The sequence below is a fragment of the Enterococcus sp. S183_ASV_20 genome, assembly GCF_018919685.1.
Classification (GTDB): domain Bacteria; phylum Bacillota; class Bacilli; order Lactobacillales; family Enterococcaceae; genus Enterococcus; species Enterococcus faecalis.
In genome coordinates, this window is record NZ_JAHLRI010000001.1 from 41,240 (window position 1) to 53,283 (window position 12,044).

Below are 12,044 nucleotides of genomic sequence, written 5' to 3' on the forward strand. Positions count from 1 at the left end.
CTTTTTCTTTATTTTACACTAATCATATACTGTGTTTTAAATAGTTCGTTAGCTGGTAACTTATTGATGCCAAATTTTTCAGCAAGTTGGCCAGTTGCGTCGACAGCATCAGCAATCCCGCACCAAGGTTCGATACAGACAAAAGGCGCTTCTTTCGGTGTCGGTGACCAAATCCCCACAAAAGGCATTTCTGGATAACTCAAAGTGACTTGATGGTCACTTTCGTCTGTGGCAATCGTAATTGCTGTTTGACCTTTTGTTTCAAAAATCATTGCATCATTTTCAAATAATTGATGCGTTAAGTCAAAGCTGGTATTCGTTTGGGCTAGCGTTTTATTCGCTAAATCAATAAACGGGCCTGCTAAGGGAATCTGTGTCCGTGATTTTTTAGGTGAAAAACTTAGATAATAATCTTCAAACGTTAGTGAAGATTCTAAAGGTACATTAAAGGCGGGATGACCACCAATCCCAAAATACATCTCTTCTTTCCCTGTGTTTTCTACTTGGTAGTTTACAGTCAATTCTTGATGTTCTAATGTATAAGTAATCACTAGTTCAAAATCAAAAGGATACTTCTTCTTGGTTGCTTTTGTTGATTTTAGTGAAAAAGAAACTTCTTCTCCACCTTTTTCAATCACATCAAATACTTGATCACGAGCAAAACCATGTTGAGTTAAATGATACGCTTGATTTTGGTACATATACGTATCTTCTTTTAGACGACCGACAATCGGAAAAAGTACGGGCGCATGGCGGGCCCAAAATTCAGGATTTCCTTGCCAAATATATTCAATGCCGGTTTCTTTTGATTGTAAACTTACTAATTCTGCTCCTTCTTCAGCAAATGTTGCGATTAGAAATTCATTTTCAATTTGTACAGTCATTGCGTTGTCCTCCTAGTTGATACGAGCTATTGCTTATTTTTCCAACTCTTTAATAAATTGTTGATTTAATACTTTTAAATAAGTCCCTTTCATACCAAGAGAACGTGATTCAATAATTCCAGCTGATTCTAATTTTCTTAAGGCATTCACAATTACGGAACGAGTAATGCCTATTTCGTCTGCAATACTTGAAGCGGTTAAACGACCTTCTTCGCCATCTAAGGCTTCAAAAATAGCATGGACGGCTTTTAATTCACTATAGGAAAGAGTGTTGATGGCCATTTGCACGGCAGTCGCACTGCGAACTTCTGCTTCAATTGTTCTGGATTGATGATACAAAATTTGCATGCCGACAACGGTCGCACTATATTCAGCTAACACTAAATCATCCTCGTTAAAGGATTTTTCAACACGCGCTAAAATAATCGTACCCAAGCGTTTGCCAGCACCGTACAAAGGCACAATAGTGGTTAACCCAAACGGATACAGCTCTCGTGATTCAAAAGGAAATGCAGTTAAATCACTGTCTATTGGAATATTGGCTTCGGTTACTTTGAGCATATCCACGGCCTCGGTGTATCCTTGAGGAAATTTTTTCTCTTTAAACATATTTTTGATACGGGCATTATTAACATCTAATTTTTCAGTATACCCCAACAAATCCCCTGAACTGCTAATAATATACGCATTACTTTCTAAAATATCCCCTAAAATCATTGCCATTTTGTTGTACGGAAGTTCTGCTTGTACGTCAAACAAATTATTTTTTTGCAAAAGCTCGTTCACTTGACGTGTTTTTTCTAATAATGTAGCCATCTTTTCTCCTCCAGCCTTTTTTATAAGATGTAACGACTTAAATCTTCATTTTGAACAATGTCATTCAATTTTTCATTGACATATGCTTCGGTAATCGTAATTTCACCCATTTGCATATCTGGTGCTTCATATAATAAATCTTCTAATAAACGTTCTAAAATTGTGTGTAAACGACGCGCCCCAATATTATCTGTATCACGGTTTACATCATAAGCGATGTGTGCTAACCGTTCAATTGCTTCTTTTGTAAAGATGACTGAAACATTTTCTGTACCGATTAATGCTACATATTGTTTAATTAAAGCATTATTTGGCTCAGTTAAGATACTTACGAAGTCATCCGCCGTTAAATCATCTAATTCAACTCGAATTGGGAAGCGGCCTTGTAATTCTGGAATCAAGTCACTTGGTTTTGACAAGTGGAAAGCACCTGAAGCGATAAATAAAATGTGATCCGTTTGTAAAGGACCATACTTCGTGTTAACTTGGGAGCCTTCAACAATCGGTAAAATGTCTCTTTGTACTCCTTCACGAGAGACTTCGCCCGAATTTTGTTGACTTTTAGAGGTGATTTTATCAATCTCATCGATAAAAATAATTCCGCTTGATTCAGCTAAACGAATCGCTTCACTATGAATATCAGCGTCATTGACAATTTTTGCTGATTCTTCTTTCACTAATAATTCTTGTGCTTCTTTCACCGTTACAGTACGTTCGATTTTTTTCTTTGGTGACAGAGCGCCTAACGTTTCATTTAAGTCGATACCCATTTGTTCTAGGCCATTGTTCATAGCTGGCATCGTTTTCTTCGGTTCTTCAATTTCAATTGTTACTTCACGATTATCTAATAGACCTTTTTCCAGCTGTTCCAAAATTGTTCGGCGATTCGTTCGAATATCTTCCGTTACTTCTTCTTGTGCTTCTTGCTGTTGCTGAGCCATGTTAAACATGTTCATCATTTGTTCAAATTGATTACCGCCAGCCTGTTTTTGTTCTTTTTTAATTCCAGGCACTAATACTTTGACTAAACGTTGATTGGCCTTTTTTAATGCTTGCGCATACACGCGACTGTATTGTTGTTTTTCAACAATTTGGATCGCATTTTCTACTAAATCCCGCACCATTGATTCGACATCCCGACCAACATAGCCTACTTCTGTAAATTTGGTTGCTTCAACTTTTACAAAAGGCGCATTGACAATTTTTGCGAGACGACGAGCAATCTCAGTTTTACCAACACCTGTTGGTCCAATCATTAGTAAGTTTTTAGGCGTAATATCTTGTTGCATATTTTCTTCTAATTGCAAGCGACGATAGCGGTTACGTAAAGCTACCGCCACTGATTTTTTGGCAGCTTGCTGTCCAACAATATATTGATCTAGTTCTTTGACTATTTCTTTTGGTGTTTTGTTTAATTCATTCATGGATTTTCCCTCGCTTATAATTCTTCTACAATGATATTATGATTCGTAAATACACAGATATCTGCAGCAATATTTAAGGCATTTTTAGCAATCTCTTTCGCTGGCATTTCTTTATCGCCAAAGTTTTTCATGGCTCTTGCAGCGGACAAAGCAAAATTACCGCCTGAACCAATTGCTAAAATACCATCGTCTGGTGTGATGACTTCCCCAGTTCCTGAAACTAAGAGCATTTCTTCCTTATTCATCACAATCAGCATAGCTTCTAATTTTTGCATAGACTGTTGTGTACGCCACTCTTGGGCTAACTCAACCGCAGCTCTCGTTAAGTTTCCGTTGTATTCATTTAATTTTCCTTCAAACTTTTCTTCTAATGTAAAGGCATCTGCCACACTTCCTGCAAAACCGACAACGACTTCATCATTGTAAATACGGCGCACTTTTTTGGCCGTACCTTTCATAACGACAGATTCGCCCATTGTTACTTGGCCGTCACCAGCCATTGCAAATTTTCCATCTTTTTCAACTGCACAAATTGTTGTAGAGTGAAATTGTGATTCAACCATTATTGTTCCTCCTAGACGTTTACCTCCATTATGCACGAGGATGAAACGTTCGATAATTTTTTTGTAAACTTTCTTTTGTCACATGCGCATATATCTGAGTTGTTGATAAATTAGCATGTCCTAATAATTCTTGAACTGTCCGCATATCGGCGCCATTATTTAATAAATGTGTCGCAAATGTATGGCGTAACATGTGGGGATGAATTTCCGCATTTAATGAACTTTTTTTAATTAGTTGGTTTAAGACATATTCAATCCCTGTTGGCGTGATTTGTTCACCATGATGATTAACAAAGACATACGGATGTTTTTTTTGATATTTTGTCATTAATAGCGCGCGGCCATTCTCTAAGTAATCCTTTAAGGCGTCTTGTGCAAATGAACCAAAAGGCACATAACGGTCTTTATTTCCTTTTCCGTGAACCAATAAAACAGAAGCTTGAAAGTCAACTGCGTCCACCGTTAAGTTCGCACATTCACTGACCCGAATACCAGTCCCATACAGAACTTCTAGTAATGCTTGATTTCTCAAATCAAGCGGTTGCTCCCCTTGTGCGCTCTCAAATAATGCATCCATTTCTTTTTCATAAAAAAAACGGGGCAACCGTAACTGTTTCTTTTTCATATGAACATAGGAAAAAGGATTCTCTTGGATTGCTTCATTTTTTAATAAGAATTGATAAAAAGAACGCAAACTGGCAATTTTTCGACTAATCGAATTGCGGCTATATTCCTGATCATATAATTCGCTCAAATAAGCCCGAACATCCAAATGTTCCACAGTCAAATAATTGTCATTACCTGAAGTCTTTAAAAACGAAAAAAAATGTTGTATATCTTCTTGATATGCTTTTTTTGTTTTTTCTGAATAGCCTCTTTCGACAATAAGATAACGAGCAAATAACTCAGGCCAATTCTTTTCTTCCATGTGATAGCCCTCCTCATTCGATTACAAAGTAACTTTAGCATAACCTTTTTCAAAAGACAATTAAGTTGTCAGAATTTAATCAATATTTCTAAATATGTTCACAATTTTAACTATTCTTTAGCTTTTGTTATTTTTTTCTAAAAATTAAAAGACTGAGTATCATCGCATTTCTTAGCAATGATGCTCGGTCTTTTCTCATATTTTTTCTAATTTAATCTAAAGATTGGATAACTTGAGCTTGAACATCTAAGGCCCGATTAGCAATTGCTTCATAGCGTTCTTTTTTGTCACGAATTCGTTCAGGTAACTCTGGGAAAAGCCCAAAGTTTGCATTCATTGGTTGGAAATGTTTGCCTTCTGCATGTGTAATATAATAAGCCATACTTCCTAAAGTCGTTTCGCGAGGGAATTCAATCGGCTCTTCCCCTTTGGCAAGACGAGCTGCGTTAATACCTGCGAGTAAACCACTTGCCGCGCTTTCAACATATCCTTCAACACCAGTCATTTGTCCAGCAAAAAACAGGTCGTCACGTTTTTTTGATTGGTAGGTTGGTTTTAGCAACTCTGGAGAATTCATAAAACTATTACGATGCATGACGCCATAGCGAACAAATTCAGCATTTTCTAATCCCGGAATCATACGGAATACTCGTTTTTGTTCGCCCCATTTTAAATGCGTTTGGAAACCAACAATATTGTATAAAGAAGCTGCAGCATTGTCTTGACGTAATTGAATTACAGCATAAGGGCGTTTACCTGTTTTAGGGTCTTCTAGTCCGACAGGTTTCATTGGGCCAAACAACATGGTTTTAATGCCACGTTGCGCCATTACTTCGATGGGCATACAGCCTTCGAAAAACTTCTCTTTTTCAAACGTGCGTAAAGGAACCACTTCTGCATTGACTAGTGCTTCATGAAAAGCATTGAATTCTTCTTCAGTCATCGGACAGTTTAAGTAAGCCGCTTCCCCCTTGTTATAACGAGATTTTAAATAAACTTTATCCATGTCAATTGTTGATTTATCAATAATTGGTGCTGCTGCATCGTAAAAATAAAAGCCTTCAGAACCATTAAATTCTTGAATTTTTTGAGATAAGCTTTCAGAGGTTAAAGGACCCGTTGCAATAATTACAATCCCTTCCGGAATATCGGTGATCTCTTCATTTTTGATTGTAATTAATGGATGACTTTTAATTTTTTCAGTGATTGTTTCAGAAAAAGAATCACGGTCAACTGCTAAGGCGCCGCCAGCTGGTACAGCGGTTTGATCTGCACTACCAATAATGATTGAATTTAAACGGCGCATTTCTTCTTTCAAAACACCTACCGCATTGGTTAAACTATTTCCACGTAATGAATTAGAACAAACTAACTCTGCAAAATTTTCTGTTTGATGCGCTGGTGTCTTTTTGACAGAGCGCATTTCATATAAATCAACTGGTACCCCAGCATTGGCCACTTGCCATGCCGCTTCACTTCCGGCTAAACCGGCACCAATAATTGTGACTTTTTTTGTCATGTATAAAAATTCCTTTCTATATCAAGAAGTTAAGAGCTGTCTCTTACAAACTCAATTCATTTTACTAAAAGAGAAGACCGAAGTAAATTCTTCGGTCTCAATTTTTCTTATTTTTGGACGTTTTCTTCATAATCGCCATTGATACAAACGACTTGTTTGCCGCCTTTAACTTTTTTCTCTACTAAATATTGCCCACATTTTGGACATGGTCGGCCTACTGGTTTGTCCCAAGAAGTGAAGTCACACTCTGGGTACCGACTACAGCCATAGAAAATCCGATTTTTCTTTGATTTGCGTTCGATAACTTGTCCTTCGTGACACACAGGACACGTCACGCCAATTTCTTTAACGATCGCTTTTGTATTCCGACAATCTGGGAAATTACTACATGCATAAAATTTTCCGTAGCGACCCAGTTTAATCACCATTGGATGTCCACATAGTTCGCAGTCAAAGCCTGCTGGTTCATCTTTAATTTGGATTTTTTCAATCTTTTCTTCGGCATTTGTTAATTCTTTTTCGAAGGGCTTGTAGAAGCGATCGACAACTTCAACCCATTTTTCTTGGCCTTCACCGACTTTATCTAAGTCCGTTTCCATTGTCGCTGTAAAATGTGTATCGACAATTTGTGGGAAAAACTCTGAAACTAGGGAATTCACAATTTCACCTAATTCCGTTGGTTCAAACCGTTTATTGGTTAGCTTCACGTAATAACGCCGTTGAATGGTTTCTAATGTTGGCGCATACGTTGATGGTCGGCCCACACCATTTTCTTCTAAAGTCCGGATTAACGTGGCTTCACTAAAACGAGCCGGTGGTTGAGTAAAGTGTTGTTTCGGTTCGATATCGACCGATTTAACAACGTCACCTTCCACTAATTCAGGTAAAATATTTTCCTTGTCTTCTTTACCATCATCGCGTCCTTCAACATATACTTGCATAAACCCTTTAAATTTCACTTTGGAGCCATTGGCAATAAACGTTACGCCGTTTTGTTGAAGCGTGACCTTCATGGTATCTAAAATCGCTGGTGTCATTTGACTAGCAACAAAGCGCGACCAAATAAGAGTATATAATTTTAATTGATCTTTATCTAAATACTTCTTCATTTCATCAGGTGTTCTTAAAACGCTTGACGGACGAACCGCTTCATGGGCATCTTGTGCACCTTGCGTATTTTTTGCTTTGCGGCCGCCATGTGCTGAAAACTCATCTCCGTAGGTCTTTTCAATGAATTCAGCAGCTTCTGCTTTGGCGGAATCAGCAATTCTGGTTGAGTCTGTACGCATGTAGGTAATCAGCCCCACAGTGCCTTGTTTCCCTAAAGCAATTCCCTCATACAATTGTTGCGCAACCATCATGGTTTTACGGGTACGGAAATTTAATTTACGTGCCGCTTCTTGTTGTAAACTACTGGTTGTAAAAGGTAATGCAGGATTACGTTTCCGTTCTTTTTTCTCAACTTTTGTAACATCGTAATCTTTACCGTCAATCCGAGAAGTGATTTCTTTCACCGCTTCTGCATTTGGTAATTTTTTCTTTTTACCATCTACGCCCCAGAAATTTGCTTTGAATTTCTTGCGACCTTTTTGGAAATTCCCATCAATGCTCCAATATTCTTCAGGTTTAAATTCTCGAATTTCATTTTCTCGATCAATAATCATTTTTAAAGCAACAGATTGCACACGACCAGCACTCAAACCTTTTTTGACTTTACGCCATAAAATAGGACTAATCGAGTATCCAACTAAACGGTCTAAAATGCGCCGTGCTTGTTGTGCATCAACTAAATCAACGTTGATGGTTCTAGGTTCTTTAAATGCCGCTTTTACCGCTTCTTTAGTGATCTCATTGAATACCACACGGTTTTTATCTTTTAAATCAAGGCCAAGAAGATAAGCTAAATGCCAAGCAATTGCTTCACCTTCTCGGTCCGGATCGGCTGCGAGATAGACTTTTTCAGCTTTTTTTGCAGCCGCTTTTAAACTTTTGATGACATCGCCTTTTCCACGAATCGAAATATAATGAGGTTCATAATTATTTTCAATATCAATCCCCATTTTACTTTTTGGTAAATCGCGAATGTGACCAACACTGGCAACCACCTTGTAGTTTCTTCCTAGATATTTTTCAATTGTTTTGGCTTTGGCAGGTGATTCTACAATCACGAGATACTTATAGGCCATTCAATTAGCTCCTTTCGCGTTCGCTTTCCTACTATATAATATATGTAAAAAACGCACAAATCGTAATACATCATATGCTATATAGAATAGGTTTGTCAAGACTAGGCTTTCTAACATTTCTGTCATTTCTGTTTGACTGTCCGAATTTATAAATAAAAAATGCCTATGATTTATAGATTTTATCCTAAAGCATTAAAATACCCAAAACATTCCAAATAAAATGAGTCAAGACAGCAGCTTCAAAGCGACCCGTGCGTAGATAGACCCAACTTAAAGCTAAACCCATGCCCCAATAAATAACAAAACTACCTATATCTGTCGGCGTGTGCACAAGTGCAAATAAAATAGAAGAAACGAGTATGCCTATTTTTGAAGCTGGCTTGAAAAACGCTTGAATCCCGACACGAAAAATTCCCTCTTCGAAAATTGGCCCAATCACACCTGCAAAAATAAGTATAAGCCCTTTAGGAATAGATTGGACAATTTCTTCAACACTTTGTTGGTTAGAGGTCGTCTCTAATCCTTCCAGACGTAATAAGAAATCACCAAATATTCCCACACAAAAGATTATCACCAAACCTAACAAGACCACTGGCAAGGTTTCTTTGATTCCTAAAAAAGTCCAAATTATGAGCTTTTTCTTTTTCAAAAAAGCAACAAATAGATAGACGAAATAGGCACCAAGTCCAACAGCCACTAATCCACTAACAAAGCGAAACCAAAAATTTTCTGTAGAAAATTGAACAACTGAGACCATCATCAAAGGAATTTGATCCAAAATCAAAAAGCCCAGTAGCTGCATACCAAACAACCATCTTTTTCTAACAACCGTTTCCATTTAGACACTCCTAACTAACAACCAAAAGATTAAAATCTGATTAAATAGTACCGAAGTGAACGTAGGTTGTCAATTCACAATTAGTAAAAGTCACAATTCTTCACAAATATCATCAATTGTCTGAACACATTTAGCGCCGTCCTGAATTAATTCATGGCAGCCTGTTGAAAAAGACTGGAAAATACTTCCCGGTACGGCAAATACCTCGCGCCCGTAATCCATCGCCGCTTGTGCAGTAATTAAAGAGCCACTATTCTTACGAGCTTCCATCACGCAGACCCCTAAAGATAATCCAGCAATAATGCGATTACGTGCAGGAAAATGATATTTTTTCGGCCCACTCCCATTCACATATTCTGTTAAAACAAGCTGATTCTGCTTCATAGTTTGCTGTAATTCTTTCTTTTCATACGGATAATATACATCTAATCCAGTGCCTAAAATTCCAATTGTCTGACCCCCGTTCTGGATGGCCATCTCATGGCTACGACTATCGATACCTTTGGCAAGACCACTGACGATTGTGAACCCTTCTTTGACTATTTTAGGAACCAGAGCTTCAGTCACTCTTAACCCATACGAAGTGGCATAGCGAGCGCCGACGATGCCAATTTTCCTTCTACTTAACAATTGTAAATTTCCTCTATAAAAAAGAATTGCTGGTGGATTATAAATTTCTCGTAATAATTTAGGATAGACGGCATCTAAAATTGTCATAAATTGGTGTTGGCATTGTCGTATATATAACGCTTCACTATGAATCGTATGGTGTAACCAAGATTGTTCAAATAATTCACGATATTTCTTGATTTCAGCAATTCTAATAATTTCTGTACTGGAAAAATCAACACGCTTTTGTGCGATAGCTTCTTGTAACACTTTTAAGATCCCTAAATTGCCAATTCCTTGGCATACCGCTAATTTAAATAATAATTGTCGTTGTAAAATTTCCAACAAAAAACACCTCTTTCACATCTTCTTAAAATAAGAATACGTAAAAAAAGTGTTTTATTTTTAAATCATATCTTTTATTGGCGCAAACGTACGTCGATGAATGGGCGTTACACCGTATTTTTCTAACCCGAGAAGATGTTCTTTTGTTCCATAACCTGCATTGTTTTTAAATCCATATCCAGGATATAATTCATCATATTCTTCCATTAATCGATCTCTTGTTACTTTTGCAATAATACTGGCTGCTGCAATCGAAATGGAGCGTGCATCCCCTTTAATCAAACTTTCTTGTGGTTGGGGAACGTCTAACTGCATTGCATCAATTAATAAATAATCTGGTGTAAAAGCTAAATCGTCAATTGCCATTTTCATCGCTTGTTTAGTTGCTTGATAAATATTAATTTGATCAATGACTCCTTGATCAGCGATACCTAACCCGATAGCGACAGCCTGTTCTTGAATCTGGTTATATAACGTTTCCCGTTTTTTAGCAGATAGTTTTTTTGAATCATTTAAGCCTAATAACTGACAATCTTTCGGTAAAATAACTGCAGCTGTCACAACAGGGCCAGCTAATGGTCCGCGGCCTACTTCATCAATTCCTGCAATTAAACGATGGCCTTTTTTATAGGCCGCTTCCTCAAATTGACTCATTTCTTTAAAAAGTTGCCACTCTTTTTCTTTGGCTAACTGGCGACGTTCCCATTGTTTGATCGCTTGTTGCACTCCTGAACGTTCATCTTCTCGCCAGCTTGCTAATCGTTCATCGGTTGCATCAGTGACAGTTAACAACGCTTCTTTGATTGCCTGAATCGACTCTTTTGCCATGTTATTCGTCTCCTAGTTCTTCCCAGCGGTCCAAAGTATACGTACCTAATTTTCCACTGCGAATTTCTAAAATAATCATTTCGCTGGCTCGATTATAATCATCTCTAAAACCACGTTTTTGGCTAATTAACATCAACTGTTCTGGGGCAGGTAAAAATAGCTCTTCCTCTGTTAAACCATATCGTTCCGTCAAACGTTGCGGATAAAAACGTGCAAAAAATTCTAATCCATAAATCGCCAAATCATCTAGATGCAATAATTGATCTTTTATAGCGCCAGTTAAAGCTAATTTTTTTCCAATTTCTTCATCTTCAAATTTTGGCCAGAGAATCCCTGGTGTATCCAGTAATTCCAATTGGGAACCAGAGCGTAACCATTGTTGTCCTTTTGTCACACCTGGCTTGTTCCCAGTTTGCGCAATTTTTTTTCCGACTAAACGATTCATTAAGGTTGACTTACCAACATTGGGGATCCCAATACACATGGCGCGAATCGCACGCGGTTTCAAGCCTTTCGCCTGTTCACGAGCCAATTTTTCTTTTAACGCTTCCTTGGCTGCTGGCACAATTTTATTGATTCCTTTATTTTGTTGGGCATTGATAACTAGGGTTTGGTACCCTTTCTTTTGAAAGTAATGTTGCCATTTTTTATTTTGGTCGTTATCTGCTAAGTCCCCTTTATTTAAAAGGACTAATCGTGGTTTTTGTTGGACAATTTGGTCCATCATTGGGTTACGGGAAGAAAGCGGTAACCGCGCATCAACTAGTTCAAATACAATATCGACATATTTGATTTTTTCAGAAACTTCTCTTCTTGCTTTGGCCATATGGCCGGGAAACCATTGAATGGTCATAATCTGTTCAAATCCCTTCTTTAACACATTGTTTCTTTGATTCAATTCTTCAACGAGTCCTGTGTTCCGCGTAGATTCTTGCGAAAAAACACCTTCTCTAGTTTAACATATTTTTCACGGATTTGATTTATTTTCTGCAGTGTTCTTTAAAAAACAAAAAAGCTGAGCCAAACTCACTTTGGATTTTGTCTCAGCCTTGTACACTGGCAAAGTATAGAAAGAAGTAGGTCAAGCTCTTCTCAAGACCGACT

Annotated in this window: 11 protein-coding genes; all 11 read right to left on the reverse strand. The window is 37.7% G+C overall.

Annotated features, from left to right (window positions below):
* Window positions 1-8: 8 nt before the first annotated feature.
* Window positions 9-884, reverse strand: a complete 876-nt coding sequence (locus KQI94_RS00195; protein ID WP_002390651.1) for an aldose 1-epimerase family protein — start codon at window positions 882-884, stop codon at window positions 9-11.
* Window positions 885-917: 33 nt separating this feature from the next.
* Window positions 918-1,700: a GTP-sensing pleiotropic transcriptional regulator CodY gene (gene codY, locus KQI94_RS00200; protein WP_002357492.1), complete on the reverse strand. Its 783-nt coding sequence runs from the start codon at window positions 1,698-1,700 to the stop codon at window positions 918-920.
* Between the two features lie 20 nt (window positions 1,701-1,720).
* Window positions 1,721-3,124 (reverse strand): ATP-dependent protease ATPase subunit HslU, encoded by a 1,404-nt coding sequence (gene hslU / locus KQI94_RS00205; protein WP_002360239.1) that lies wholly within the window; start codon window positions 3,122-3,124, stop codon window positions 1,721-1,723.
* Window positions 3,125-3,138: 14 nt separating this feature from the next.
* Window positions 3,139-3,687 (reverse strand): HslU--HslV peptidase proteolytic subunit, encoded by a 549-nt coding sequence (hslV, locus tag KQI94_RS00210; RefSeq protein WP_002357489.1) that lies wholly within the window; start codon window positions 3,685-3,687, stop codon window positions 3,139-3,141.
* Window positions 3,688-3,715: 28 nt separating this feature from the next.
* Complete coding sequence (gene xerC / locus KQI94_RS00215; RefSeq protein WP_002357488.1) at window positions 3,716-4,615, reverse strand: tyrosine recombinase XerC; 900 nt, start codon at window positions 4,613-4,615, stop codon at window positions 3,716-3,718.
* Between the two features lie 211 nt (window positions 4,616-4,826).
* Window positions 4,827-6,134 carry an FADH(2)-oxidizing methylenetetrahydrofolate--tRNA-(uracil(54)-C(5))-methyltransferase TrmFO gene (gene trmFO / locus KQI94_RS00220; RefSeq protein WP_216454300.1) on the reverse strand — a complete coding sequence of 436 codons (1,308 nt, stop codon included), beginning with the start codon at window positions 6,132-6,134 and terminating at the stop codon, window positions 4,827-4,829.
* Window positions 6,135-6,241: 107 nt separating this feature from the next.
* Window positions 6,242-8,320 carry a type I DNA topoisomerase gene (topA, locus tag KQI94_RS00225; protein WP_002357484.1) on the reverse strand — a complete coding sequence of 693 codons (2,079 nt, stop codon included), beginning with the start codon at window positions 8,318-8,320 and terminating at the stop codon, window positions 6,242-6,244.
* 184 nt (window positions 8,321-8,504) lie between these two features.
* Window positions 8,505-9,158, reverse strand: a complete 654-nt coding sequence (locus KQI94_RS00230; RefSeq protein ID WP_002369353.1) for a type II CAAX endopeptidase family protein — start codon at window positions 9,156-9,158, stop codon at window positions 8,505-8,507.
* Between the two features lie 90 nt (window positions 9,159-9,248).
* Window positions 9,249-10,112 (reverse strand): DNA-processing protein DprA, encoded by an 864-nt coding sequence (gene dprA / locus KQI94_RS00235; RefSeq protein WP_002382350.1) that lies wholly within the window; start codon window positions 10,110-10,112, stop codon window positions 9,249-9,251.
* Window positions 10,113-10,172: 60 nt separating this feature from the next.
* Complete coding sequence (locus KQI94_RS00240; RefSeq protein WP_002369352.1) at window positions 10,173-10,940, reverse strand: ribonuclease HII; 768 nt, start codon at window positions 10,938-10,940, stop codon at window positions 10,173-10,175.
* A 1-nt stretch (window position 10,941) separates the two neighbouring features.
* Window positions 10,942-11,793: a ribosome biogenesis GTPase YlqF gene (gene ylqF, locus KQI94_RS00245; RefSeq protein ID WP_002357480.1), complete on the reverse strand. Its 852-nt coding sequence runs from the start codon at window positions 11,791-11,793 to the stop codon at window positions 10,942-10,944.
* Window positions 11,794-12,044 lie beyond the last annotated feature (251 nt).